The 26,043-nt window shown below is 70.5% G+C and carries 25 protein-coding genes and 1 pseudogene; 14 read left to right on the plus strand and 12 right to left on the minus strand.

Translation table 11 applies throughout. The annotated features are described in order from the left end of the window. Positions 1-187 precede the first annotated feature (187 nt). Positions 188-919, minus strand: a complete 732-nt coding sequence (locus tag OOK07_RS01115) for an HAD family hydrolase (protein ID WP_266794683.1) — start codon at positions 917-919, stop codon at positions 188-190. A gap of 71 nt (positions 920-990) precedes the next feature. After that, positions 991-2,244 carry an IS256 family transposase gene (locus OOK07_RS01120; RefSeq protein WP_266794684.1) on the minus strand — a complete coding sequence of 418 codons (1,254 nt, stop codon included), beginning with the start codon at positions 2,242-2,244 and terminating at the stop codon, positions 991-993. A 90-nt stretch (positions 2,245-2,334) separates the two neighbouring features. On the opposite strand from OOK07_RS01120, the pseudogene OOK07_RS01125 reads away from it, so the two are divergent. From OOK07_RS01125 to OOK07_RS01150, 6 genes and pseudogenes are all read left to right on the plus strand, one after another. Then, positions 2,335-3,209, plus strand: a pseudogene (locus tag OOK07_RS01125) (IS5 family transposase); the annotation flags it as partial. Positions 3,210-3,490: 281 nt separating this feature from the next. Then, on the plus strand, positions 3,491-3,916 hold the full coding sequence (locus OOK07_RS01130; RefSeq protein ID WP_266675957.1) for an ATP-binding protein: 426 nt from the start codon (positions 3,491-3,493) through the stop codon (positions 3,914-3,916). Positions 3,917-4,067: 151 nt separating this feature from the next. Continuing rightward, positions 4,068-5,666 carry an IS1634 family transposase gene (locus tag OOK07_RS01135; protein ID WP_266679595.1) on the plus strand — a complete coding sequence of 533 codons (1,599 nt, stop codon included), beginning with the start codon at positions 4,068-4,070 and terminating at the stop codon, positions 5,664-5,666. A gap of 75 nt (positions 5,667-5,741) precedes the next feature. After that, complete coding sequence (locus OOK07_RS01140) at positions 5,742-5,879, plus strand: hypothetical protein (RefSeq protein WP_266794685.1); 138 nt, start codon at positions 5,742-5,744, stop codon at positions 5,877-5,879. A 33-nt stretch (positions 5,880-5,912) separates the two neighbouring features. Further along, on the plus strand, positions 5,913-6,701 hold the full coding sequence (locus tag OOK07_RS01145; RefSeq protein ID WP_266794686.1) for an SGNH/GDSL hydrolase family protein: 789 nt from the start codon (positions 5,913-5,915) through the stop codon (positions 6,699-6,701). 266 nt (positions 6,702-6,967) lie between these two features. After that, complete coding sequence (locus tag OOK07_RS01150) at positions 6,968-8,176, plus strand: carbohydrate-binding protein (protein ID WP_266794687.1); 1,209 nt, start codon at positions 6,968-6,970, stop codon at positions 8,174-8,176. Between the two features lie 262 nt (positions 8,177-8,438). On the opposite strand, the gene OOK07_RS01155 is transcribed toward OOK07_RS01150, so the two are convergent. Continuing rightward, complete coding sequence (locus OOK07_RS01155; RefSeq protein WP_405673591.1) at positions 8,439-9,119, minus strand: dienelactone hydrolase family protein; 681 nt, start codon at positions 9,117-9,119, stop codon at positions 8,439-8,441. Between the two features lie 219 nt (positions 9,120-9,338). Here OOK07_RS01155 and OOK07_RS01160 point away from each other — a divergent pair, with 219 nt between their 5' ends. Next, positions 9,339-10,061 (plus strand): FAD binding domain-containing protein, encoded by a 723-nt coding sequence (locus OOK07_RS01160; RefSeq protein WP_266794688.1) that lies wholly within the window; start codon positions 9,339-9,341, stop codon positions 10,059-10,061. Positions 10,062-10,148: 87 nt separating this feature from the next. Here OOK07_RS01160 and OOK07_RS01165 read toward each other — a convergent pair whose 3' ends face one another. Next, the gene (locus OOK07_RS01165; RefSeq protein ID WP_266794689.1) at positions 10,149-10,889 is read right to left on the minus strand and encodes a GntR family transcriptional regulator; all 741 of its coding nucleotides are present in this window, start codon (positions 10,887-10,889) and stop codon (positions 10,149-10,151) included. Between the two features lie 213 nt (positions 10,890-11,102). On the opposite strand from OOK07_RS01165, the gene OOK07_RS01170 reads away from it, so the two are divergent. The 6 genes from OOK07_RS01170 (at position 11,103) to OOK07_RS01195 (ending at position 17,237) form a co-directional block, all read left to right on the plus strand. Further along, entirely contained in the window at positions 11,103-12,254 is a 1,152-nt protein-coding gene (locus tag OOK07_RS01170; protein ID WP_266794690.1) for an ABC transporter substrate-binding protein, read from the plus strand. Continuing rightward, on the plus strand, positions 12,251-13,147 hold the full coding sequence (locus OOK07_RS01175) for an ABC transporter permease (RefSeq protein WP_266794691.1): 897 nt from the start codon (positions 12,251-12,253) through the stop codon (positions 13,145-13,147). The genes OOK07_RS01170 and OOK07_RS01175 overlap by 4 nt, the downstream gene beginning before the upstream one ends. Beyond that, entirely contained in the window at positions 13,135-13,965 is an 831-nt protein-coding gene (locus OOK07_RS01180) for an ABC transporter permease (protein ID WP_266675973.1), read from the plus strand. Before OOK07_RS01175 ends, OOK07_RS01180 begins: the two co-directional genes overlap by 13 nt. Beyond that, positions 13,962-15,053: an ABC transporter ATP-binding protein gene (locus OOK07_RS01185; protein ID WP_266794692.1), complete on the plus strand. Its 1,092-nt coding sequence runs from the start codon at positions 13,962-13,964 to the stop codon at positions 15,051-15,053. The genes OOK07_RS01180 and OOK07_RS01185 overlap by 4 nt, the downstream gene beginning before the upstream one ends. 95 nt (positions 15,054-15,148) lie before the next feature. Next, positions 15,149-16,630 (plus strand): HAD-IA family hydrolase, encoded by a 1,482-nt coding sequence (locus OOK07_RS01190; protein WP_406311216.1) that lies wholly within the window; start codon positions 15,149-15,151, stop codon positions 16,628-16,630. Positions 16,631-16,769: 139 nt separating this feature from the next. Further along, the gene (locus OOK07_RS01195; protein WP_266794693.1) at positions 16,770-17,237 is read left to right on the plus strand and encodes a hypothetical protein; all 468 of its coding nucleotides are present in this window, start codon (positions 16,770-16,772) and stop codon (positions 17,235-17,237) included. A 33-nt stretch (positions 17,238-17,270) separates the two neighbouring features. On the opposite strand, the gene OOK07_RS01200 is transcribed toward OOK07_RS01195, so the two are convergent. The 7 genes from OOK07_RS01200 to OOK07_RS01230 form a co-directional block, all read right to left on the minus strand. After that, complete coding sequence (locus tag OOK07_RS01200; RefSeq protein ID WP_266675981.1) at positions 17,271-17,588, minus strand: hypothetical protein; 318 nt, start codon at positions 17,586-17,588, stop codon at positions 17,271-17,273. Between the two features lie 81 nt (positions 17,589-17,669). After that, positions 17,670-18,665 (minus strand): MASE1 domain-containing protein, encoded by a 996-nt coding sequence (locus OOK07_RS01205; RefSeq protein WP_266675983.1) that lies wholly within the window; start codon positions 18,663-18,665, stop codon positions 17,670-17,672. A gap of 50 nt (positions 18,666-18,715) precedes the next feature. Further along, positions 18,716-19,546, minus strand: a complete 831-nt coding sequence (locus OOK07_RS01210) for a PP2C family protein-serine/threonine phosphatase (protein WP_266794694.1) — start codon at positions 19,544-19,546, stop codon at positions 18,716-18,718. A 179-nt stretch (positions 19,547-19,725) separates the two neighbouring features. Continuing rightward, on the minus strand, positions 19,726-21,366 hold the full coding sequence (gene pgm, locus OOK07_RS01215; protein ID WP_266794695.1) for a phosphoglucomutase (alpha-D-glucose-1,6-bisphosphate-dependent): 1,641 nt from the start codon (positions 21,364-21,366) through the stop codon (positions 19,726-19,728). A gap of 81 nt (positions 21,367-21,447) precedes the next feature. Beyond that, positions 21,448-22,641, minus strand: coding sequence for a serine hydrolase domain-containing protein (locus OOK07_RS01220; RefSeq protein WP_266794696.1), 1,194 nt, complete (start codon positions 22,639-22,641; stop codon positions 21,448-21,450). Between the two features lie 211 nt (positions 22,642-22,852). Further along, on the minus strand, positions 22,853-23,326 hold the full coding sequence (locus tag OOK07_RS01225) for a carboxymuconolactone decarboxylase family protein (RefSeq protein WP_266675989.1): 474 nt from the start codon (positions 23,324-23,326) through the stop codon (positions 22,853-22,855). A gap of 182 nt (positions 23,327-23,508) precedes the next feature. Continuing rightward, positions 23,509-23,961, minus strand: a complete 453-nt coding sequence (locus OOK07_RS01230; protein ID WP_266794697.1) for a flavodoxin family protein — start codon at positions 23,959-23,961, stop codon at positions 23,509-23,511. 110 nt (positions 23,962-24,071) lie between these two features. Here OOK07_RS01230 and mgrA point away from each other — a divergent pair, with 110 nt between their 5' ends. Further along, positions 24,072-25,115, plus strand: coding sequence for an L-glyceraldehyde 3-phosphate reductase (gene mgrA, locus OOK07_RS01235; protein ID WP_266675998.1), 1,044 nt, complete (start codon positions 24,072-24,074; stop codon positions 25,113-25,115). A 9-nt stretch (positions 25,116-25,124) separates the two neighbouring features. Here mgrA and OOK07_RS01240 read toward each other — a convergent pair whose 3' ends face one another. Next, entirely contained in the window at positions 25,125-26,006 is an 882-nt protein-coding gene (locus tag OOK07_RS01240; RefSeq protein ID WP_266794698.1) for a YegS/Rv2252/BmrU family lipid kinase, read from the minus strand. Between the last annotated feature and the right edge of the window lie 37 nt (positions 26,007-26,043).

Here is a 26,043-nt window from a genome sequence, read left to right on the forward strand (position 1 = left end):
GGGCGGGGACGCAGCAATGCGTCCCCGCTACCCGACAGCCCCATCTCCCGATCGCCGCGGTCGGGCCCATCCCTGACCTGCGGAAACACTTCAACGCGGTGATGTGGCGCTTCCGCACCGGCAGTCCCTGGCGCGACCTGCCGAGGAGTAATAGTCAAGACCTGTGGATCAAGTTCTTAAGAGCTGGTCAGGCGTTCGTGGGTGATAGGTGGTCGGGGAGGTCGGTGAGCCGTTCGATGCGGAGCAGCGTTTCGTCTGCCGTCGGCGATGGTCCACCGGTGATGAAGTCGATGCCGCGGTCCAGCCAGATGCCAGTGAGCCCGGCGAGGGCGGCTGCGTTCACGTCGCTTTCCAACATGTCGCCCACGTTGATCGCCTGCGCGGGGTCAGTCCGCATCCGCCGGCAGGCGGTGGCGTAGGCGACGGGCTTGGCCGCACCGAGCTCGGTTGGGGTCAGGACGGCTTCGAAGTATCCGAGGAGGCCGAAGCGGGCGAGCTTGGCGCGCTGCTGCTCGGGGTCCCCGTTGGTGAGAACAGCCAGACGCGGTCCTCGGGGAAGCCGTTTCAGGGTCTCCAGGCATGGCTGGACATCGGGATAGCACCGCCAGGACTCCTCGAACACGGTGAGGTAGCGCTCGGCGATCCAGGCGTCCAGAAGGCCGGGATCCTCAGGAACCGGCTCGCCGAGCATGGGCAGGAAGGAACGGAGCCTGCGTCGGTGGTGCTCAGCGAAGGAGCACTGACCGGCCAGGTATTCCCGCATGTGCCGCCCCTCCAGCGTCCACCACAGCGTCACCAGCTCGTCCGGTGGAGCCGTCGCGTTCGGCGCGGCCTGGACGATCTGGCCGATCGTTTCCAAGACTGCGCCTCGATGATCGACCAGGGTGCCGTCCAGATCGAAGAAAACCACATCTGCCATAGGAGGATCATCTCGTAGTGAACCGCGTGGCTCGACCCGCCATTGTCAATTCCTGCAGATCATGGGGTAGTTCAGGCAGCGTGAGGTTCGGGGCGTTCGACGAGTTGACCGCGTTCGAAGCGGGCTCCGGCGCGGACGAGGGCGACGAGGTGGGGTGCGTTCACCGCCCGCCACCGTTGTTGGGCGGACTCGACGAGCTTGAAGACCATGGCCAGGGCGGCAGCCGCGCTGCCGGCACCGCGGGTGACCTTGGTCCGCAGCCGGACCGTCGCGAAGGTCGACTCGATCGGGTTCGTGGTGCGCAAGTGGATCCAGTGCTCGGCGGGGAAGTCGTAGAACGCCAGTAGTTCCTCGACGTCGTCGGTGATCTTCTTCACGGCCTTGGGGAACTTCGCGCCGTACGCCTTCTCGAACGCCGTGACGGCCTTGAGCGCGTGGTCGCGGTCCTCGGCGTTGTAGATCTCCTGCAGGGCCTTCTTCGCGCCGGGCTGGGCGGACTTCGGCAGGGCGTTCGCAACATTGACGATCTTGTGAACCCAGCACCTTTGATGACGGGCCTCGGGGAAGACCTCCGAGAGGGCCTTCCAGAAGCCGAGTGCGCCGTCGCCGACCGCGAGGACCGGGGCGCGCATGCCCCTGCGTTGGCAGTCGCGCAGGAGATCCGCCCACGAGTCGGCGGATTCACGGTAGCCGTCGCTCATGGCGATCAGCTCTTTGGTGCCGTCCGCGCGCACGCCCATCAGCACGAGCACGCACGACTTTGCCTCGCGTAGGCGGATCCGCAGGTGGATGCCGTCGGCCCAGACATAGACGTAGTCGCTGCCCGACAGGTCGCGTTCGCCGAATGCCTGGTGATCGGCCTGCCACTGGGCCGTCAGCCGAGTCACGGTCGCCGGCGAGAGCCCGGCCGTGGAGCCGAGAAACTGCTCCAGTGCGGGCACGAAGTCCCCCGACGACAGGCCGTGCAGGTAAAGCAAGGGCAGCACCTCGCTGATCTTCGGTGACTTGCGGCACCACGGCGGCAGGATCGCCGAGCAGAACCGCTTGCGCTCACCGGTCGCCTCGTCGATGCGCTTGTCGTTCACCCGCGGGGCCTTCACCTCGACCGCGCCGGCCGCGGTCGTGACCGACCTGGGCTGGTGGTAGCCGTTGCGCACCGCCAGACGGTGGCCCTTCTTATCGCGCTGATCGGCCAAATCGGCTATGTAGGCGTCGACTTCGGCCTCCAGGGCGGCGGCGAGCATCCGCCGTGCGCCCTCACGGACGATGTCGTCGATCAGGGAGCCGGTCTCGGTCGTTCCATCGGCATTCACTACGCTCAGCACGGGCGTGCCTTCCCGACCGACGGTGCAACGTCGGCCTACTCGATGACCAGAAGTCGATCACTCGGGAAGGTACGCCCTTCGCGTCCAACCCGAGGCCGATCCACAGGTCATGAGCATTGCTCCCTGCCGAGCGAGTTCGGGCCCTGGCAGAGCACCTACGACCGCTTCCGCATCTGGGTGGGGCAGGGCGCCTTCCAGCAGCTGATGGAGGCGGTGATCGCCGAGGCAGCCGCCCGAGGTGAGACCGACATGGGCCTGGTCAGCGTGGACTCCGCGACGTCCCGGGCCCACCACCACGCCGCCGGGATGATCCTCGATGCGGAGCAGTTGGCGGCCCTGGAGGCGGCCGTCGAGTCCGAAAAGGGGGCACATCCAAGGAACAAGAACCGCGAGAGGGACAATCCGACGCCGACGGCCGCGCTGAACGGCGCCGGACCCGCCGACGGCACCGCGCCCGCTTGAAGGCTGCTGAACTGGGGCGTTCCCGGGGCGGGTTGACCAGCAAGATTCACCTGGCGGCCGACCGGCGCTGCCGCCCGCTGGCGTTCGTCCTCACGCCCGGACAGGCCGGCGACAGTCCTCAGTTCGTCCCGGTCCTGGAGCGGATCAAGGTGCGCGGGCCGGTCGGACGCCCGAAGACCCGGCCGGACGCGGTGGCCGCCGACAAGGCTTACTCCTCCCGCCGCAACCGCCGCTACCTGCGAAGACGAGGGATCCGCGGAGTGATCCCGGAGAAGGTGGACCAGGCCGCCAACCGCAAGAAGCGCGGCTCGCACGGCGGCCGCCCCGTCAGCCACGACGCGGACTTGTACACCGAACGCAACACCGTGGAGCGGTGCATCAACCGCCTGCGGAACTGGCGCGGCATAGCGACCCGCTTCGACAAGACCCCGCAGAGCTACGAGGCCGGGCTCCACCTGTGCGGTGCGATGCTCTGGCTCCGCAGCATCGCACCGCATTCATGACCAAACTCCAGACAGGACCTAGTGCCGTTCCTTTCGCGGTCCGGGGCCACTTGGCGCAGGACAGCAACGCCTCGATCTTCACCAGGTTGATCGCCTCGCCGCCCGATTGGGACCGGGAGCTGATGTTTCCTGTTCAAGCCCGGAGTTGAGCCGCAAGGGTTGCCGATCACGGGCGCCGGGCATCACGAGTGGGCAGGACCGGCCGCGCAAGACATGCCGCGGCCCCGGTGGGCGGACTGGCCGCGGGGAAACCGGATGTCCTAGGAGGGGAGTGATTCGCCATGCGTGCGCACAGGCGTACCCAATGGCGTTCCGTGCGAGTGGAGTACCTGCTGCTCGACGAGGCCGCGTCGGCACGTCGGGCACGGGGGCTCGCTTCGAAGTTCCTGGCGTGCTCCCGGCTGCCGACGGCTGAGGTGGAGGCCGAGCAGATCGACGACGTGAAACTCGTGGTCTCGGAGCTGGTCGCCAATGCCACCCGGCACGGCCGCAGCGCCTGCCGTCTGCGGCTGCAGGTGTCCGACGAGCGGGTGACCGTCGAGGTCTACGACGAAAGCCCGCTCCCGCCTCGTGTACGGCCGTTCACCGCCGACGGTGAGAGCGGGCGGGGGCTGGCGATGGTGCGCTGCCTGGCACAGCATCTGGACGTCACGTCGGTCACCGGGGGCGGCAAGCGGGTGCGCGCGGTCCTGGCTCTCTCAGGCTAGTCCCGTACTTCGCGGGTCGTTGAATCGGTTGGAGTAGAGGGTTCGGTCGTATCCGGGTCGGGGCTGTGGGCGTTAGCCGGGTGTGTCGATGATTTCCCGGTCCCCGCGGCCTCGGTCCCAGCGTCAGCGCCTTGAGTGCGTGGTGACGTCTGTGGTGGAGAAGCGTCTGGGCGCTCTGCCTGTCGCTGCCGAGTTTCTGCGCCGGCTGGACGTGGCGGGGATCGTCGACGGGTTGTGCCCGTCCGCGCCGAGCGCGCACCTGACGCACGGGCAGGTCATCGAGGCGCTGGTCGCGAACCGGCTGACCTCGCCGATACCGCTGTTCCGGGTCGGCGACTGGGCCCGGACCTGGGCGGTGGAGGAGGTCCTGGGCATCGAGGCGGGCCTGCTCAACGACGACCGCCTCGCGCGGGCACTGGATGCGATCGCCCCGAAGCTGGAGCAACTCGCGGGCACGGTCGGCGCGCGGGCGATCACCGAGTTCGGCATCGACGTGTCGCGGTTGCACTGGGACATGACGTCCATGTCCGTCCACGGGGCCTACCCGCTGGAAGATCAGGACGACGCGTTCCCGGTGATCAAGCACGGGCATCCCAAGGACCGCCGGGTGGACCTGAAGCAGGTCCAGGCCGGGCTCGCGGTCACCGGTGACGGCGGCATCCCGGTCCACGCCCGGGTCTTCGGCGGGGGCGCGGCCGAGGTGTCCCAGGTCGTCGGGGCGATGAAGGATCTGCAGAAGCTGGCCGGCGAACGGGAGTTCCTGCTGGTCGCCGATTCCAAGCTGGTTTCCTACCCGAACGTCGCCGCACTGCTGGCAGCCAGGACGGCATTCATCGCCCCGGTCCCGGCGGCTCAGGTCAAGGACGGTTTCTATGCCGCCTTGGACCTGGAGGCCGCCACTGTCGTGGACTGGGTGCCCGACCGCGACGCGGGCAAGGACCCCGCCCAGCGCGAGGTCTACCGGGTACTGGAGGACGTTCACACCCTGAACGGTCCGCGCAGGCGCGACCCGGTCCTGAGCGTTCGCCGAATCCTGGTCCACTCCACCGGCAACGCTGCGGGCCAGCAGGCCGCCCGCACCAAACGCCTCACCCGCGCGGCCGAGGACCTGGACAAGGTCCAGCACGGAGCCGGCGGCAGGTACTACAACACCGCCGAGAAGATCGCGGCCCGTATCGGCGTGATCGCCAAGACCCGGCGGGTTGCCTCCTGCCTGCGCACCGAGATCGGCGAAGACGACAACGGCAGGCCCACCCTGGCCTGGCACTTCGACCATCAGGTCCTGGACGACGAGGCGGCAGCCGACGGCTGGTACGCGCTGCTGACGGCGCTGACCCCCGAGCAGGCCGACCCGGGCCAGGTCCTGATCCAGTACAAGGGCCAGGGATCGGTCGAGCGCCGTTACGCGGACTTCAAGGGCCCCCTGGCGGTCACCCCGCTGTTCGTGCAGCACAACCACCGCGTCGCCGCCCTGATCCAGGTCATCTGCCTGGCCCTGCTGGTCTTCAGCCTGATCGAGCGCCAGGTCAGACAAGCCCTGGGCCCCGAGCAGACGATGGTCGGCCTCTACCCGGACAACCGCCGGGTGCGGCCCACCGGCCGCATGATCCTCTACCACCTGAGCGAACTCGCCCTGCGGATCGGCAACGTCACCGATCCACCCACCGTCCAGATCACCCGAGGAGTCCAACTCCACCTCCTCGACCTCCTCGGCATCGAAGTCACTCAAACCCGCTGGCCAATGACCTGAAACGGCGACCCGCGAAGTACAGGGCTAGTCGTTCCGTCAGGCGGCCGGCGTGTCCAGCGGCCGCAGTTCGTCCGCGTGGACTGGGGCCTCGGCGAGATCGCGGCGGAGGCGGCGCGGCTGACCGTCGCGGCGATCGAGGGCAAGCGGGTGCGCAAGAAGCGGGTGCTGTGCGCACCGCACATGCGGGAGCGCGGGTCGACCCTGCGGGTCTGAACTCGGGATGAACCGAAGATAGACTCACCCGGCATGACCGTCTCACACCCGTATCTGCGCTACGTCGCGATCGGCGACAGTCTGACGGAGGGCATAGGCGACCCCGGTCCGGCGGGCGGGCACCGCGGTTGGGCCGACCGGTTCGCCGAGATCCTCGCGCAGGCGCAGCCGGGAATGACCTACGGCAATCTCGCCGTGCGCGGCAAGACCAGCACGCAGATCAGGACCGATCAGCTCGGCCCCGCCCTCGCGCTGCGGCCTGACCTGGTGACGGTGACGGCAGGCATGAACGATGTCGTACGGCCGCGCTACGACCCCGGGTCGGTCGCCGCGAACATCGAGGAGACGTTCGCGCGGCTGACCGCGGCTGGTGCTCGCGTCGCCACCATGACCTTTCCGGACCTGGGCAAGGTCTCGCCGGTCGCGCGCCGGGTGCGGCCGCGGATCCTCGACCTCAATGAGCGGGTGCGCGTCATCGCGGCGCGGTATGGCGTCGCCGTGCTGGACGTCTTCCCGCACCCGTTCACCGCCGACCCGCGTCTGTGGAGCGACGACCGGCTGCACGCGAGCCCGATCGGGCACGCGCGGATCGCCGCCGGCATGGCCCACACGTTCGGCCTGCCGGGCTACGACGACTGGACCGAGCCGCTGCCTCCGCGCTCCCCCGTCACCGCCCGGCAGGCGTTCGGGGCCGATGTGCGCTGGGCCATGGACCATGTCGGCCCCTGGCTGTGGCGTCGACTGCGGGGCCATGTGCCGGGTGACGGTTTCACTGCGAAGCGGCCCGTCCCCGGCCCGGTGACGCCGCAGCACGCAGGCTGAAGATTCTGCTGGGATCAGCGGGGCCCGGTGCCGCGGACTGCCAGGACGCCGGCCTTCGGTCGGGTTCGCTCGGCGGAGTAGTCGGCCAGTCACGAAACGCCGCACATCGCCCGTAACGCACAAGCCCCACCCCCGGTCGGGAGCGGGCACAAGGCAAAGGAATGGCATGGTCTAGACCAAGAAGACATTTGGTCTAGTCCAAAGCGTGGACGTCCCCACCGGACAGCAGGAAGCTGAGGCACTTCCCCACCCACCGGAGGCACACCGTGAGACGTCTTCGCGCATGTCTGGGCGCAGCAGCCGCCGTCGGACTCACCGCCGCGGGCACCACAGCCCTGGTAGCAGGCAACGCCTCGGGCGCAACGAGCGCGCTCGACAACCGCTGGTACGCGGCGGCCCCGTACCTGATGCCGCTCGACAACGACCCGCCCGACCCGGCCGCCATCATGGACGCCACGGGCCTGAAGGCCTTCCAGCTCGCCTTCGTCCTCGCCCCCAACGGCGGCGGGTGCTCGCCCACTTGGGGCGGCACCGCCCCGGTCTCCTCGGACACCGCCGTCCAGTCCGTCATCAACACCATCCGCGGCAGGGGCGGCGACGTGTCCGTCTCCATCGGCGGATACGGGGGCACCAAGCTCGGTCAGACATGCTCGGACGCGGCGGCGACGGCAGCGGCGTACCAGCAGGTCATCACCAAGTACGGCCTCCACGCGATCGACTTCGACCTGGAGGAGCCGGAGTACGAGAACACGGCGGCGATCAAGAACGAGATCGGCGCCGCCAAGATTCTCCAGCAGAACAACCCCGGCCTGTACGTCTCCGTGACCACGGCCGGCACGGCCGACGGCACCGGCTGGTTCGGCAAGCAGATGCTGCTGGAGGCGAAGTCGCAGGGCTTCACACCGAACAACTTCTCCATCATGCCGTTCGACGGCGGCTTCAACGGCGCGGCCTCGCAGACCAGCGCGCTCACCAACTTCAACTCCGTCCTCCAGTCGACCTTCGGCTGGAACCAGGCCACGGCCTACGCCCATGAGGGCTTCTCCGGGATGAACGGGCGCAGCGACACCGGCGAGATGTTCACCCAGGCCGACTTCCAGACCGTGCTGGACTACGCCACCGGTCACCACATGGACCGCTTCACCTTCTGGTCTGTGAACCGTGACCGCCAGTGCTCTCCGGTCGACAACGGCGGACGCACCTCCGGCACCTGCTCCAGCGTGGCGCAGAACTCCTGGGACTTCACCAAGTACTCGGTGAAGTTCGCGGGCGCCACACCGCCGTCCTCGACGCCCACCCCCACGCCCACGCCGACGCCCAACGGGTGCAAGACGGCGTGGAGTTCGAGCGCGGTGTACACCGTCGGCAACGAGGCCTCCTACAACAAGCACAACTGGAAGGCCAAGTGGTGGACCCAGAACGAGGCGCCGGCCGCCTCCGACTGGGGGCCCTGGCAGGACGAGGGGGCCTGCTGACAGCCGCGGGGCGGCGCCGTCCGCAGCCGGCGCCGCCATATTGCTGAAACGTAACCGTCCGGGAGCTACCGCGGGCACCGCCGGGGTCAGCCCCGTCGTCCCGCCCAACCTGGGACGCGCACCGTCAACCGCTTCGCCCCGTTGCTCACCGACCAGGGCGACGTGGTCTCCTGGCTCGCCGGCCGGCTCAACGCCCGTCCCGCCACCTCCAGCTGCGCCGGCCTGCCGCTCCTGCCCTGACCGTCCCGCGGCGCAGGTCCCGCTACAGGGGGACGGCGCCGTCCGCCGCGTACGCCTGCGCGACCAGGCCCCCGGCGCCCGGCTCCGGCCGCAGCAGATGGGCGACGATCGCGGTCGTGGCGCGGTGCCAGTCGGCGCTGCGACGGAGCATCGCGTGGTCGCCGCCCCTGACCACCACCATGCCGGCCTGGGCTCCTGCCTCCCGGGCCCGGCGTACGTAGTCGGCGGATTCGACGCGAGAGGTCACATGGTCGCGGTCACCGTGCAGGACCACCAGCCGTACGTCACCGAGATGGCCGGCGGAGTCCACGGGCGGACACCAGGGCGCCAGCGCCAGCACGCCGCGTACGAGTGGGTGGGACGCGGCTCGCAGGGCCGCCCTGGCTCCCATCGAGTGCCCGACGAGAACCGTGGGGACCGCTCCCGCCAACCGCCGCAGTTCGTCGAGCGCCCGCACGGCGTCGTCAGCGGGGTCACCGGTGTTCCAGCCCCGGTGCCGGTAACGGACCTGCCCGAGCAGGGTGTCCGGGGGTGAGTCCGCGGCGGCGGCCCTCAGTACCGGGCGCATGCGGAGCGCGGCGAGTTGCCAGGGACGCGCCGTCCGGCGGCTCAGCTCAAGGCCGCCGTGCAGCGTCATGATCGCCGCGGCCGCCGCTGCGGGCGGCGCGTGGCGCACGATCAGCGCAGACTCGTTCCGCTGCACTACTCCACTGTTCCTCACGCGTACGGCCCCTCTCCACTCCGGACGCCTCATCCTCCCCCGAAGATGCGGGGCGGCGCCGCGGGGGGCGCACTCAGTAGATCAGTGAGCCCTGGACGCGCCGCCACACAGGTGAGGAAGATGCGCAATGCCGGGGGTCTCCTGACCGGGACGCCCTGTACCTCAGCTTCACCAACTCGTCGGGAAAGCAGGTCGGCTCCTGTGCTGCTACGTCTGCCCGCATCCGTGTCCGAAGCGCAGGAGTGCGTCGCCGAAGGAGCCGTACCCGTCGGCGGGGCGACGCTGATCTGGGCCGGCTGGCAGCGCGACGGATTCCCCGAGCAGGCCGTGTCGCTGCGCAACGTGCCGGAGGCCAATGTCATCGCGCGCGGGGCGCTCGGCGCCGCCGTGGTGCTGAGCAGGATCGACGAGCGCGTGCCCGAGGTGCTGCACCGGGCGGCCGCCGGGGTCGGAACGGGAGCCGTGCGCCGCACAGCGACGGTCGGCGGCAACCTGGTCGGCAGCACGCTGCGCTGTCTGCTGCCGGCCGCGCTGGTGCTGGACGCCCGCGGGACCGTGCTCGACCGGGACCGGGTCTTCGAGACCGATCTGGCCGAGGTGGTGGCAAAGCATCACCTCCTGCTCGGCCTCCACTGGCGTGAACCGCTCGTCAGCAGCTATCGCAAGCTGTCCGGCGAGGCGGGCGGCACGCCGCCGCTCGTCGTCGCCGCCGCGGTGCACGCCCACGACGACAAACTCGACCGCCTCCACGTCGCCGTCCGGGACGGTTACGACGTACTCACGGACGACGTCCCCTGCCATGCCGGCGCCGACCAGGCGATCAGCGCTCTGGGCGACACGTCGCTCGGCACACTCCATCCCGCGGCGTGGGACACGGTACGTCAGCACGTCATCCAGCTCCTGGCCCGCCCGGTCGGTCGGTGAGGCCCGTCACGTCCCGCACCTCGGTCGCCTCCGGCGGGTGACCCGCCGTCAACTCTCCATGCTCGTAGAGGAGTTGAAGGAGTTGTCTCACTCCGCCGTCTTGCGGGCCAGCGCGTTGTTGTCTATCGAGTTGTGCACGCTGAAGCTCACGGCGTCCGAGCGGTAGCGGTCGTCGGACCACTCGACGGGGCGTCCCTCGCGGGTGGTCGTGACGCGCCGGACGCGCAACAGCGGGCTGGTGCGGCGGATGCCGAGAAGGCCGGCGTCCTGCGCGCCGGCGGCGACCGCGTCGATGACGTGCTCGCCGTAGGCGAAGACGAGCCCCGTGTCCTCGAAGAGCTGCTGGGTGACGGACGCGGCGTCCGGGTCGATCGCCTCGACGGCCGGGGAGATCCAGTCGGCGTAGACCGTGCGCTCGACCAGGACCGGCTCACCGTCCAGGCCGCGCACCCGCAGGACGTGCAACACCGGTGCCCCCTCGCGTAGTTGGAGGCTGGCGGCGTCCTGTGCGGTGGCCGGCAGATACTCCTGCGCCACCACGCGCCCCGTCGCCTGCCGGCCCATCGCGCGGGCCCACTGGGCGAAGCTGCGCAGCTCGGCGAAGCTCTGGCTGCGGCGACTCGCGAGAACGACGCGGCGGGCACCCTGCCGGGAGCCGATGAGGCCCTCGGCCGTCAGGGCTGCGACGGCCTGGCGGACGGTGCCGCGCGAGACGCCGTAGTGCGCGGCGAGTTCGGTCTCGGCGGGCAGCCTGCTGCCGACCGCGTACTCCTCGCGGTCGATCGCCCGCCGCAGTTCGTCGGCGATCTCCTCGTGTCGCGTCGACACCCCGTTCCCCTCCGAGTCGGTAACTGTGCACAGCGTGACCAGCGTAGTCGAGGCCCCGCGGTGATCGCGCTTACCCGCGATTGTGCAGGGAGTCGAGGGTCTGCATTTCTCCGGTGTTTACGAAAGCGTCACCACAGGCAGTCCTACTGTGGCTAACTTGTTCAGACAAGTTCTCAGTCTTGTGCGTCCCCTGCACCCCTTTCTGGAGTCACCGTGTCCCAGCCGAGAACAGTCGCCTTGACCGGCTCCCTCGCCGTCGTCGCCGCACTCGCCCTGAGCGCCTGCGGCGCCGCTCCCGACAACGCGTCGACGACCGCCGACGGCAAGAACGCCGCCACCGCCACCTCCGCCGCCGGCTTCGGTGGACTCGACGCCCTGGTGAAGGCGGCCAAGAAGGAGGGCACGCTGCACGCCATCACGCTGCCCCGTGACTGGGCCAACTACGGCGCCCTCATCGACGGCTTCACCAAGAAGTACGGCATCAAGATCACGGTCGAGAACCCCGACGGCTCCAGCCAGGACGAGATCAACGCCGTCACCTCGCGCAAGGGCCAGGACCGCGCCCCCGACGTCCTCGACCTCGGCAGCTCCTTCGCGCTCAGCGCCGCCCAGCAGGGACTCCTCGCGCCCTACAAGGTGGCCTCCTACGCCGGCATCCCGACCGGGCAGAAGGACCCGCAGGCGCGCTGGTACAACGACTACGGCGGCTACGTCTCCATCGGCTGCGACGCCAAGCGGATCAAGACCTGCCCGACCACGTTCGCCGATCTACTCAAGCCGCAGTACAAGGGCCAGGTCGCGCTCAACGGCAACCCCACCAAGTCGGGTTCGGCCTTCGGCGGTGTGTACGCGGCCGCGCTCGCGAACGGCGGCTCCTTCGACGACATCCAGCCCGGCCTGGACTTCTTCGCGAAGCTGAAGAAGAACGGCAACTACACGCCCGTCGAGTCGACTCCGGCCACCGTCGAGAAGGGCGAGACGCCGATCAGCATCGACTGGGACTACCTGAACGCCGGTTACGCCGACGAGTTCAAGTCCAAGGGCGTCGACTGGAAGGTGTCGGTGCCGAGCGACGGCCAGTACGCGCAGTACTACTCCCAGGCCATCAACAAGGACGCCCCGCACCCGGCGGCCGCCCGCCTGTGGCAGGAGTACCTCTACAGCACCGAGGGCCAGAACCTGTGGCTCAAGGGGTACGCACGTCCGGCGCTGATGACGGCCATGGAGAAGGCCGGCACCCTGGACAAGAGGGCCGCGGCCAAGCTCCCGAAGGTCTCCGGGACGCCGTCCTTCCCGACCGAGGCCCAGCAGGACAAGGCCAAGACGGTCATCGCCGAAGGCTGGGGCAAGGCGGTCTCCGGATGACGGACGCTCTCACGCGGGCCGGCACGGCGACCGCCGCTCCTTCGAAGCGGCGGCGCCGCGCGCCCGGCTGGCTGGCCGTGGCCCCACTGCTCGTCGTCACCGCGATCGCCTTCGGCATCCCGGCCCTCGCCATGCTCAACGGCGCGTTCACGGTCAAGGACCAGGCCACGGGCGCCACTTCGTACTCCATCTCCAACCTGACCGGCTCCCTGCAGGGCGCCTACCTGACGGCCCTGCTCGGCAGTGTCAAGCTGTCCGCCCTCTCCGCCGCCATCTCGGCGGTGCTCGGCCTGTTCCTGGCACAGGCCGTGGTGACCTCACGGTCCCGGGCGCTGCGCGAGGCGGTGCTGACCGCCTCCGGGGTGCTGGCCAACTTCGGTGGCGTGCCGCTCGCGTTCGCCTTCGTCGCCACCCTCGGCAACTCCGGCGTGCTCACCCAGCGCCTCGCTCTCAAGGACACCGGCTGGAACCTCTACAGTTTCTCCGGCCTGACCCTGGTCTATCTGTACTTCCTCATCCCGTTGATGGTGCTCACCATCACCCCGGCCCTTGAGGGTCTGCGCACCCAGTGGCGGGAGGCCGCCCAGAACAACGGCGCCACCCACGCGCAGTACTGGCGGCACGTGGCCCTGCCGGTCCTCGGGCCCTCCCTGCTCGGTGGCTTCGTCCTGCTGTTCGGCAGCGCCTTCGCCGCCTACGCCACCGCCGCCGCCATGGTCGGCAGCTCCGTGCCGCTGGTGACGCTCCAGATCGCCGACGCCCTCTCGGGCAACGTCCTGGTCGGGCAGGAGAACGTGGCGCTGGCCCTCAGCCTCGACATGGTGCTGGTCGCCGGCCTGGTCATGGCGGTGTACCTGCCCCTGCAACGACGGAGCGTCCGATGGCTCGCCTGAACCTGTGGCGGTGGGCCGTGCTCGGCCTCGCCGCGCTGTACTTCCTCGTCCCGCTGGGCGCGTCCGTGGTCTTCTCGGTCGACGTGAACGACGAGGTCACCTTCGACGCGTACAGCCGGATCGTCGCCACCGGCGGATTCGTCTCCAGTCTCGTGCTGGCCCTCGAACTGGCCGCCGCCACCATCGCCCTGGTGCTGCTGCTCCTGGTCCCCGCGACGGTGGCACTGCGGCTGGGCGCGCCCCGGCTGCGGCCGGTCGTCGAGGTCGTCTGCTCACTGCCGCTGGTCGTGCCCCCCATCGCGTTCGTCGCCGGGATCAGCACGGTCCTGAAGTGGGGGCCGGACTACCTGTCGCGCACTCCCCTGTTCCAGACGATCGTGGCGATCCAGAACCCGGACTTCCCCTTCGTCCTCGTCCTCGCCTACGTCGTGATGGCCCTGCCGTTCGCCTACCGGGCGCTGGACGCGGGGCTGCGCGCGGTCGACGTACCCACCCTGGTCGAGGCCGCCCGCAGCTGCGGTGCGAGCCCGGCCCAGGCACTGCTGCGGGCGGTACTGCCGAACCTGCGCGGGGCCCTGCTCAACGCCTCGTTCCTCACCCTCGCCCTGGTGCTCGGCGAGTACACCGTCGCCCATCTGCTGGGCTACCAGCCCTTCGCCGTGTGGATCGTGGACATCTCCGGCTCCCAGGCGCAGATGTCCGTGGCCGTCTCCGTGCTCAGCCTCCTCGTGACCTGGGTGCTGCTGCTCGCCCTCGCCGCCCTGAGCGGCCGGCGAGCCCCCTCCCGTTCCGTGTCCCAAGGGATGACAACACCATGACTCTCACCGCCCCCGAGAACGAGAAGACCGTCCGGGACGGTGCCGCCACCGTCGAATTCCGTGCTCTGCACCGCCGGTTCGGGGCGACCGTCGCGCTCGACGGCCTCGACCTGACGGTGCGGCCGGGTGAGCTGCTCGCTCTGCTCGGCCCCTCCGGCTGTGGCAAGACGACCGCGCTGCGCATGCTCGCGGGGTTCGAGCAGCCCGACTCCGGCGCGGTCCTGGTGGACGGGCAGGACGTCACCGGCGTTCCGGCCCACCGGCGCGACGCCGGGATGGTCTTCCAGTCGTACAGCCTCTTCCCGCACCTGAACGCACTGGACAACGTGGCCTTCGGACTGCAGATGCGGAAGGTGCCCACGGCCGAACGGCGCTCCCGCGCGGCCGAGTTGCTGGAGCTGGTCGGGCTCGCCGACAAGGGCGAGCGGTTTCCGCACCAGCTCTCCGGCGGCCAGCAGCAGCGCGTCGCGCTCGCCCGGGCGCTCGCCCTGCGCCCGCGGGTCCTGCTGCTCGACGAACCGCTGTCGGCGCTGGACGCCAAGGTGCGCACCACCCTGCGCGAGGAGATCCGCCGCCTTCAGCAGGAACTCGGCATCACCACCCTGTTCGTCACGCACGACCAGGAAGAAGCCCTGTCGACGGCGGACCGGGTCGCCGTGATGCGGGCCGGCCGGGTCGAGCAGTGCTCCACGCCCACCGAGCTGTACTCCCGCCCGGCGACCGCCTTCGTCGCCGAGTTCGTCGGGACCACGAGCCGGATTCCCGGGGTCATGGCCGCGCCGGACACCGTCGAGGTGCTGGGGCGCCGCATCCAGGCGACGGGCGAGGACGTCACCGCGGGCGCGGACGTCGACGTGCTGCTGCGTCCCGAGGACGTGGACGTCACCCCCGACCCGGACGCCGCGGGACGGGTGGTCGCCACCGCCTTCCTGGGCGCGACCACCCGCCTCACGGTCCGGCTGCCGGACGCCTGCGAGGTCAAGTCCGACGTGCCCACGCGCCGCGCCGGGGAGTTCCCCGTCGGCACAGCGGTGGCCGTCGGCCTGCCGGACATGCCGGTCCTGGTGGTGGACCGCGCTGTGCGGTGACCCTGTGTGAAGAGCCGCAGTGTCGGCTGGAAACGATCTCTCTGCGGCGTTGCGTGTGATTTCCGGACATCAGGAAGTAGAAAGAGAAGGTTTCCGTGGAAAGCCTTGCGGCCGGCATTTCCGACGGCTCGTTGGCAGCCGTTCTGTTCGATATGGACGGTACGCTCGTCGACACCGAGCGGTTGTGGTGGGCTGCGGTGGCACACGTCGCAGGGCGTGCGCTGACCGAGGCGGACCGGCCGGACGTGCTCGGCCGGCCGGTCGAGTACACCGCGGCCTGGCTGGGCGCGGCCACCGGACGGCCCGTCGCCGAGGTCGCCGTCGCGTTGCACCGCGAGTTCGCCGACCGGATCCACGCCGGCGTCGTCCCCCGCCCCGGGGCGCTGGGCCTGCTCGACGCGCTGGCCGCGGAGGACGTGCCCACCGCCCTGGTCACCGCCTCGCCCCGGGCCGTCGCCGACACCGTGCTGATGTCGCTCGGCGCCCACCGCTTCGCGGTCTCCGTGACCGCCGACGACACCGTCAGCACCAAGCCCGCCCCCGACCCCTACCTCGCCGCGTGCCGCGCCCTCGACGTCGATCCGGCCCGCTGCGTGGCGGTGGAGGACACGTCCACCGGGGTCAGCTCCGCCGAGGCCGCCGGGTGCGCGGTGCTGGCGGTGCCGTCACTGGCCCCGATCGACGCGGCACCCGGACGGACCGTGGTGGCCAGCCTGGAGGACGTGACCCCGAGCCGGCTGCGGGGCCTCGTCGGCCCCCGGCTGCGCGTCATGAGCTGGAACCTCTGGCACGGCGGCACGAAGGTCGAGGACCACCGCGCCAAACAGCTGAAGGTGATCCTGGACAGCGAGGCCGACGTCGTGGGCCTGCAGGAGACGGCCGGCACGGCGGCCCGGGAACTCGCCGAGGCGCTGGGCTGGCACCACCACCAGGCCGGCGAGAACCTCGGCATCATCAGCCGCCACCCCGTCACGGCCCGCCTCGGGGACCCCGACGTCGGCTTCTACGGAGCGGCCGGCGCCCGCATCCGCATCGGCCGCTCATACGAGGTGGACGTGTGGACGGCCCATCTCCACTACACGCCGTACGGACCCTACGAGGCGGCCTTCGACGGGCTCGGACCGGCCGAGCTGATCGCCCACGAAGGCGTACGGCTGGCCCAGATGCGCGAGACCCTGGGGTGGATCGCCGAGTCGGCCGACGCCGCGACGCCCGTGATCCTCACCGGGGACTTCAACTGCCCCTCCCACCTCGACCGGCCCGACGTGGACTGGCCCGTGACGAGGGCCGCCGAGACCGCAGGTCTGCGTGACTCCTACCGCGAGGCGCATCGCGACCCGGTGCGCGAACCGGGCCACACCTGGTCGCCGATCCACCTCCGGCACGAGAACGACGTGACGCGCCCGGAGCCGCAGGACCGCATCGACTACGTCCTGCACAACGGCCGCGGCCTGGAGGTCGTCGACTCCCGCACCGTCGTCACCGGCGTCCCGCGCGCCTGGCCGGACATCGCCCACAACGACTGGCCGTCGGACCACGCGGCGGTCCTCACCACGTTCGCGTTGACCCACCGCTGACGACCCACCGCTGACGACCCGCCGCCGAAGAGCCGTCGCGTTGCTCCGTCCGAGTGGTGGATCCCCCCGCTCGGTCGTAGCGTCGAAGAAGCGGTCGTAGCGTCGTACGGTCGGTGGGCGACGGCAGCGGGGAGCTGACATGCGCAGGCACACATGGAGTACGGCGGTCACGCTCTGTTTCGCCGCCGCGCTGGCGGCAGCGGCGAGCGCGCCGTCCCAGGCCCGGCCGACGGCGCCGGCGGCCTCGCACACCGTGCGGCAGCAGGCCCGGGTCCCCGTGCTCGTCGACTGCTTCTGGCACGCGGACGTGCGCCCCGCCCGCTTCGTGCTGGCCTGCGGTGACGGCAACAGCCGCCTGGCCTCGCTGCATTGGTCGCAGTGGGGCCGGACCGCGGCGAGGGCGCAGGGCGTCAACATCGTCAACGACTGCAAGCCCTACTGCGCGGCGGGCAGGTTCCACGCCTACCGCGTCCACGTACGGCTGGATCACCCGAAGCCCTGGAAGAAGCACCCCCGGCTGCAGCACTACACCCGGATGACCCTCGTGTACCAGGGCGCCAGGCCGGACTCGTTCCCGCGGACGGTCACCTATCCGCTGTGGAACTGAACTCGCCGTCGAACGGCCCGTTCAGCTGGACGCTCACGCCCCGGAGTCGATGCCGGTGATCACGGCCGGCCCGAGCGGCGCCGTACCGGGATCCAGGCCTGCGGCCTCCAGCGCCGACTGCGCGAGTTGCCGGGCGTCGTGCTCGGCACGGGGGCCGCTGTCGGCCTCGATGGTGAGGCGGATGGTGAAGGTGTTGTCCTCGTTCACGTTGAGGACGTCGAGGTCCTCGGCGTTCCCCATCTGTGTGCGGTGCGGATCGGCCGGGTGCAGGGCGCGCGTCAGCTCCGCTCGCGTTTCCGCTCCGGCGTCCGTGGTGAAGGTGCCGGGCACCGTGATCACGAATGTCGTCATGACAGTCCTTCCGTCGCCATCCACATCGTCCAGTACCCCGCATCGCGGCGTTGCCCACGCGATGCCCCCTCTCGGGTGACGTCATGGCCGGTCATCGGCCTCCACGGGCGACCGGCTAGGCGGGGTCTCCCCCGCGGTGAGGTGTTCCAGGACCTCGACGAGTTCCTGGCAGGCCTGCTCCACCGAGCGTCTGGTGTTGAGCTGCTCGATGATCACGGCTGACAGGAGCAGCGCGGTCAGCGCCATCGCGCCGTTGAAGGCCTGGAGCTTGATCATCACTTGGATACGGGTCATTCCCGCGAACGGTCCGACCTGGTCGGTCGCCGCGATCGTCGCCATGACGGAGGCGAAGAGGGCGCACAGCATGCTGCCCGCGAGCCGGAAGCGCAGAGCCGCCCAGATCAGGAGCGGGTAGACGAGGAACAGTAGGCTCACGGCGGTGTGGGTGGCGAAGGGGACGAGGACACAGGCCACCAGACTCAGGCCCACGGCCTCCTTCCAGCGGGGTGTGAGCGGCTGACGGCGCGCCCCGTACAGCACCAGCAGGACCGGGGTGACGATCAGGACGCCCATCGCGTCACCGGCCCACCAGGCCGACCAGACCAGCCAGAAGCTCTGCGTGGCGAGTTTGCCGGTGAAGACCAGGAGGCCGGCGCCGGCGGTCGCGCTGACGAGGGTGGCGGTGAGGGCTCCCAGGAACACCAGGGCGACGCCGTCCCGCAACCGGGCGAGGTCGGCGCGGAAGCCCACCTTGCACAGCAGGTAGTACGCGCACACGGGGGCGGCGGTGTTACCGAAGAGGGTGCCGATGACGGCGGGCTGGAGTGAGGTGATGGACATGACGACGAGGAGTGCGCCGAGGGCGATGCCCGGCCAGGCGCGCAGACCGAACAGAAGCAGACAGGCGACCGCGACGCCCATGGGCGGCCAGATGGGTGTGACCACCGCGTCCTCGACGACGAGCCGGCGCAGAAGCCCCAGCCGACCGGCGGCGTAGTAGCAGGCAGCGACGGCCAGCGCCTGGAGGGCGAAGACGGCCGGCCGCCGCAGGTCCTGGATAGCCACCACAGCTGCCATCAGACACCGATGTCAGCCCGTCGGCGAGGCGGGAGAAGGGCGGCCCGGCGCTACGGCCGGCGGTCGGGGCCGTCGTGTCCGACGACCAGTACGGCCGCGTCGTCCTCGTGGCCGACGCGCTCGGCCACCTTCATCACACCGGCGGCGAGCGCGTCGGCCTCCATGCCGGCGACCGCGGCGATACCCGCGAGCCGCACCACCTGTTCGAGGCCCTCGTCGACATGCAGCGACGGCCCTTCCACCACACCGTCCGTGAGCAGGACGAACACGCCGCCCGTGGTCAGGCGGTAGCGGGAGACCGGGTACCGCAGTCCTTCCTCGATACCGAGGGGCGGCCCGCCCTCGTCCTCGGCGATGCCGGACTTTCCGTCAGCGGTGGCCCAGATGTGGGGGATGTGTCCGGCCCGGGCGCTCTCCAGTACTCCGGTGGACGGGTCGAGCCGCATGAAGGTGCAGGTGGCGAAGAGGTCGGTGCCGAGGGAGAGGAGGAGGTCGTTGGTCCGGGAGAGCAGCTCGCCGGGATCGCCGGTGACGGCGGCGAGTGCGCGCAGGCCGACCCTCACCTGGCCCATGAAGGCGGCCGCTTCGATGTTGTGGCCCTGGACGTCGCCGATGGACAGGCCGATGCGGCCGTCGGGCATGGTGAAGGCGTCGTACCAGTCGCCGCCCACGTTGAGGCCGTGGAAGGCGGGTGCGTAGCGGACGGCCAGGTGGAGGCCGGGCGCGGTGGGCAGGTCCCGGGGCAGCATGCCGCGCTGCAGGGCGACGGCCAGCTCGACCCGGGAACGCTGCAGCTCCGCCAGCTCGCGTGCCTGGGCGGTCAGCGACCCGAGTCTGGCGAGCAGCTCGTCGCCGTCGTCTGTCGGGCGCTCGAGGGACATGATCACTCCGGCGGGGCCGTGGGCCGTGGCCCCTTCGGGGCAAAACGCCAGATTACGCATTTCAGATGATGAAAGCGACATGGCGAGTGGGGGACCGTTTCGAGGCTGCGCCGGTCCGCCTCGTCACGGCCCGTCACCGACCTGCGGCCAGCCTGTCGCCCTCCGCCTCATCCGCCCCGTCATCCGCCAAGGGCCGCCATCACCACGTCCTTCGCCTCGTCCTGCACCTGGCGCAGGTGGTCGGGGCCACGGAACGACTCGGCGTAGATCTTGTACACGTCCTCGGTGCCGGAGGGGCGGGCCGCGAACCAGGCGTTCTCGGTGCTCACCTTGATGCCGCCGATGGCCGCGCCGTTGCCGGGGGCTTCGGTGAGCACACCGGTGACCGCCTCTCCGGCCAGGGTGTCGGCGGTGACCTGCGCGGGCGACAGCTTGGCGAGCAGTGCCTTCTCCTCGCGCGTCGCGGGGGCGTCGATGCGGGCGTAGGCCGGCTCGCCGAAGCGGGCGGTCAGAGCGGCGTAGTGCTCCGACGGGGTCTTCCCGGTGACCGCGATGATCTCGGAGGCGAGCAGCGCCAGGATGATGCCGTCCTTGTCGGTGGTCCACACCGAGCCGTCACGCCGCAGGAAGGACGCCCCGGCCGACTCCTCACCTCCGAAGCCGATCGAGCCGCCCACCAGGCCGTCCACGAACCACTTGAATCCCACCGGTACCTCGACCAGCCGCCGCCCCAGATCTGCGGCGACCCGGTCGATCATCCCGGACGACACCAGGGTCTTGCCGATGCCCGCGTCGGCGGGCCATTCCTTGCGGTGGGCGTACAGGTAGGAGATGGCCGTGGCCAGGTAGTGGTTGGGGTTCATGAGCCCCCCGTCCGGCGTGACGATGCCGTGCCGGTCGGCGTCGGCGTCGTTGCCCGTGGCGACCTGGAAGCGGTCGCGCTGTTCGATGAGCGAGGCCATCGCGTACGGCGACGAGCAGTCCATACGGATCTTGCCGTCCCAGTCGAGCGTCATGAAGCGCCAGGTGGGGTCCGCCAGAGGGTTGACCACGGTCAGGTCGAGCCGGTGCTGTTCGGCGATACGGCCCCAGTAGCCGACCGACGCGCCGCCGAGCGGGTCGGCGCCGATGCGCACTCCGGCGGCGCGGACCGCGTCCAGGTCGAGCACGTGCGGCAGCTGGGCGACGTAGGCCCCGAGGAAGTCGTGACGGCGGGTGGTCTCGGCGGCGAGGGCCCGGGCGTACGGGATACGCCGTACGTCCTTGAGACCGGCCGTGATGATGTCGTTGGCCCGGTCCTGGATCCAGGAGGTCGCCTCGGAGCCCGCCGGTCCGCCGCTCGGCGGGTTGTACTTGAAGCCTCCGTCGGCGGGCGGGTTGTGCGAGGGGGTGACCACCACGCCGTCGGCGAGCCCGGAGGTGCGGCCGCGGTTGTGCGTGAGGATGGCGAGTGAGACCGCGGGGGTGGGTGTGTAGCCGTCCGCGCTGTCGATGAGCACGGTGACGTCGTTGGCCGCGAACACCTCAAGGGCGGTGACCCGTGCGGGCTCGGAGAGGGCGTGGGTGTCGGCGCCGAGGAAGAGCGGACCGTCGGTGCCCTGGTCGGCGCGGTACTCGCAGATCGCCTGGCTGGTCGCGGCGATGTGGTCCTCGTTGAACGCGGTCGTCAGGGACGATCCGCGATGTCCTGACGTGCCGAACGCCACCCGCTGCCCCGGGTCGGCCGGGTCCGGGTGCAGCGCGTAGTACGCCGTGACCAGCCGGGCGACGTCGACGAGGTCCTCGGGGCCGGCCTGCTGACCCGCTCGCTCGTGCTGCATGTGCCCGCTCCTCCACATCGGTTGACCAAAACGCCTGTCGCTCCATCTTCCCTCGTCATGGCGGTGGCATGCGAGGCCGCGTCAGGGGACGGAGCGGTTCAGCAGCGCGCAGACGAAGTTCTCCTCGACCCAGCGCAAGCGGCTCAACAGGTCCGGCTTCATTTCCCGGTTGATCTGGGTGTTGACGGAGAACGTCAGGGACCGGCGGCCGTCGGGGGTGGCGGCGATCAGCTGGGTGTAGCCGGGGTAGTTGCCGGTGTGCCCGAGCACCACGCCGCACCGGGTCGTGTAACGGAAGAGGGCGAGGCCCGCCATGTTGGCACCGGGGCCCGCGGGTTCGGACGCGCCCTCGATCCAGCGCCGTTGCTCGCGGACGACGTTTCTGCCGTAGAGCGCGCCGCCCGCGTAGCCGCTGATGAAGCGGGTCATGTCGGCGGGTGTGGAGATGATGCCGCCCGACGCCCAGGAACCGGAGGCGCTGAGGACCTCGCTGACATCCTCCGGGGGCTCGGGCGGGGCCACGTCATAGCCGTGCAGAGAGGGCGCGGGGATCCGCCAGTCCTGGGCAAGGCTGGTGTTGTGCAGCGTCAACGGCCGGTGGACCAGCGTGCGCGGCAGTTGCTCGTACGGGGTGCCGGTCGCCGCCTCCGCCATCAGGGCGACGGCGATGTTGTCGGAGTTGGAGTAGCGGTACTCGGTGCCCGGGGTGAAGTTGAGGGGCAGGTCGGCGACGAAGTCGAGCAGGTGGCGGGAGTCGAAGTGATGGTGCGGGTCGGCCGCGAGGATGCTCAGGAACTCGGCGGACTCCGTGAAGTCCGGCAGGCCGCTGGTGTGGTTGAGCAGTTGTCTCAGCGTGACCTGGTGCCAGGCGCTGGGCAGTTGTGGCAGCCGCTCGCCCAGGGGCTCGTCCAGGCGCAGGGCATGCCGGTCGACCAGGCTCAGCGCCACGGCTCCGCTGAAGGCCTTCGCCGTGCTGGCGATGCGCATGTGGTCGTCGGGGCTCGGGCGGCGGCCCGTGGCAAGGTCGGCGACGCCTGCCCGTACGACGTCGGTCCTGCCGTCCCGCCGTAGCACGGCGATCGCGCCGGGCGGTCCGCCCGGGGCGTGTACGAGCTGCTCCAGCTGGTCGCGCAGGTCTGCGTCGCGCGGTGCGGGAGCGGCGGCGGTACTCGCGGGCGCCTGGCCGAGCGCGGTCACGCAGAGTGCGACGACGCAGGCCGCGCGCAGCCGGGAACGGAGCGGGGAGGAGCGGGCCGAGGCGGAGCGAAGGGGCATCGGGTCTCCCGTGGCAGGCCGATCGTGCAGGCCAACCCTTGCCCGGTGCGCTGGGTGAAGCTCTTCCTGCTGCTGCATCCGGTCCAACGGCACAACCGCCGGCCGGCATCCCGCTGCCACGGGAGGCGGATGGGGCCGCCCGCCGTCTGTGGCGCGGCCGAACGGCCCGGGCTGGGAGGCTGCCCGGGCCGTGTGTCGTCGGGTCCCGGCGTCAGCCGAACATGCCCGGCTGGTAGTCGCCGGCGGGCTGCTGAACGATCACGTTGAAGCGGTTGTACATGTTGATCAGGGCAATGGTGGTCACGAGGGCGGCGAGCTGCTCCTCGTCGTAGTGCTTGGCGGCGTTCGCCCAGGCCTCGTCCGTGACGCCGCCCGCCGCGTCGGCGATGCGGGTGCCCTGCTCCGCCAGTTCCAGGGCGGCGCGCTCGGCCTCGGTGAACACCTTCGCTTCGCGCCAGACCGCGACCAGGTGCAGGCGCTGCGGGTCCTCCCCTGCGGCCAGAGCGTCCTTGGTGTGCATGTCGGTGCACATGCCGCAGCCGTTGATCTGGCTGGCACGGAGTTTCACGAGCTCCTGCGTGGCGTGCGGCAGCGTCGAATCCGAGACGGCCCTGCCCGCCGAGTTGATGTGCCGGAAGACCTTGGTCGCGACCGCGTTCTCGAAGAGGTTCAGGCGAGCTTCCATGGTGTGCTCCAGTGTCGTCGTCGTTGCCTACACCTCTGTGACGGCCCGGCTCGGCCGGATGTGACACACACGAATGTGACCTGCGTCTCGCTGGGCCCCTGCCTCGTGCGGCCTCGTCCACGGCGACGGCGTGACTCTGGAAGATGCCCCGGTGCACCGGGGCAACGAGGCCTCCGGATCAGTCAGTCCAGCAGTCCGGCGGCGAGGGTCGCGCCCAGCTCCCAGCATGCCTCGATGTCGGAGCGGGCCGGCTCCCCGGTCACCGTGACGGGCTTGGCGGCGGCCCGCCAGCCAAGCCCCGTGGTGATCGTCTCGATCCCCCGCACCGCGCCCGTGACCTCGCTGCCGCCGTGCACGTAGTAGCCGAACGGGCGGCCCTGCGTGGTGTCCAGGCACGGGTAGTAGATCTGGTCGAAGAAATGCTTGAGGGCTCCGGACATGTAGCCGATATTGGCCGGGGTGCCGAGCAGATACGCGTCGGCGGCCAGGACGTCCGACGCCGTGGCCGCCAGTGCCGCCCGCCGCACGACCTCGACACCCTCGATCCCGGGCGCGCTCGCGCCGGAGACGACGGCCTCCAGCAGGGCCCGGCAGTTGGGCGAGGGCGTGTGATGCACGATCAGCAGAGTGGGCACACCCGCACCCTACTCAGACCCGACGCCGAGCCTATTGAGAGAAGACGCCGCTGAATCCGATGAAAGGGAGTTGTTGGACTTCAGAATCGTGCGCGAGCAGAGTGTGCCGCATGAACCACCTCGCAGATCCCGAGCGCTACAACGGAACCATGCGCTACCGGCGCACCGGACGTTCGGGCCTCGACCTCCCCCTCCTCTCCCTGGGCTACTGGCACAACTTCGGGGACGACCGGCCCTTCGAGACCCAGCGCGAGATCGCCCTGCGCGCGTTCGACCTCGGGATCACCCATCACGACCTGGCCAACAACTACGGTCCGCCGTACGGCTCCGCGGAGATCAACTTCGGGCGGCTGATGAAGCAGGACCTCGCGCCGTACCGCGACGAGCTGGTGATCTCCACGAAGGCCGGCTGGGACATGTGGCCCGGCCCGTACGGTCAGGGCGGCGGATCCCGCAAGTACGTGCTCGCCTCGCTCGACCAGTCGTTGCGGCGTACGGGCCTGGAGTACGTCGACATCTTCTACTCCCACCGTCTCGACGCCGGCACCCCGCTGGAGGAGACGATGGGCGCGCTCGACACGGCGGTGCGCCAGGGCAAGGCCCTCTATGTCGGCATCTCCTCGTACGACGCCGAGCGCACCCGTGAGGCCGCCGCGATCCTGCGCGACCTGGGCACCCCGCTGCTCATCCACCAGCCCTCGTACAGCATGCTCAACCGCTGGATCGAGACCGACGGTCTGCTGGACGCCGCCCAGGAGGAGGGTTTCGGGGTCATCGGCTTCACCGCGCTCGCCCAGGGGCTGCTGACCGGGCGATACCTCGACGGCGTGCCCGAGGGTTCGCGGGCCGCCGCGGGCACGTCGTTCGACACGGCGTGGCTGTCGGAGGACATGCTCGGCCGGCTGCGTGCGCTGAACGACATCGCGGCCCGGCGCGGGCAGACCCTGGCGCAGATGGCGCTCGCCTGGGCGCTGCGGGACGAGCGGGTCACGTCGCTGGTCATCGGCGCCTCGCGCACGGAGCAGTTGGAGCAGAACGTCGCCGCGCTGGACAACCTCGACTTCAGCTCCGATGAGCTGGCCGAGATCGACAAGTACATCACCGACGGGGGCGTCGACCTGTGGCGTGAGGCCCGGACCGGCAACCTCGGCTGAACCGCGCGCTCAGCACAGCACGCGCAGCGCTCCCGGCAGGACTCTGACCGTGACGGGCAGGACTGCGTCGACCTCTCCGTCTGCGCCGTAGGGCACCTCACGGTCTGCGGAGATGCTGATCTCCGTGCCGCGCAGGATGCGTACCTGCGGCCGGTGGACGTGGGCGCCCGTCCTGAGTTCGTTCATCATGGTGAAGAAGAGCCGCCGGGGTGCCTCGCTGATCATCACCACGTCCAGCAGGCCGTCGTCCACGCGGGCGGCGGGGGCGATGAGGCGTCCGGAGCCGTAGTAGCCGGAGTTGGCGGCCACCACGGTGTAGCCGGTGTGCTGGTGTGTCACGCCGTCGACGGTGACACGGTAGCGGGCCGGCCGCCAGGTGGTGACGGCGCGCAGGCCGCCGGCGTAGTAGGAGGCCGCGCCGCGCAGGAGTTTCGCGTGGTTGGCGTGACGGTTGGCGAGGGCGTCGACGCCGGCGTACACGCTGCCGAGGACGACGGTGCGGCCGTGGGTGGCCGACTCGACCTCGATGGTGTCGACCGGGCGCGGCTCGTGGTGGAGCAGCACCTTCGCCAACGCCGGCGGGTCCGTGGGGAGTTGGAGGGCCCGGGCGAAGTCGTTGCCGCGGCCGGCGGGGACCAGGCCGAGTACGGAGCCGGTGCCGCTGAGGGCGCCGCCGATTCCGCCCGCGATGCCGTCCCCGCCGACGGCGAGCACAATCCGGCCCTGCTGTCCGTCGTGCCGGGCGAGTTCCTGGGCGTGGGCGAGGCTGCGGCTGTACTCGGTCCGCAGCTCGGCGCCCGCCTCGCGCAGCAGCCTGGCCACGGCGAGCAGCGCGGCGGCTGACGTGGATCCGCCCGCGGTGGGGTTGACGACGGCGGTGAACTGTCGCATCGGTGTGCCTCCGGGGGCGGACGGGTCGGTGGTGCCG

It is taken from the genome of Streptomyces sp. NBC_00078, assembly GCF_026343335.1.
Taxonomy (GTDB): Bacteria; Actinomycetota; Actinomycetes; order Streptomycetales; family Streptomycetaceae; genus Streptomyces.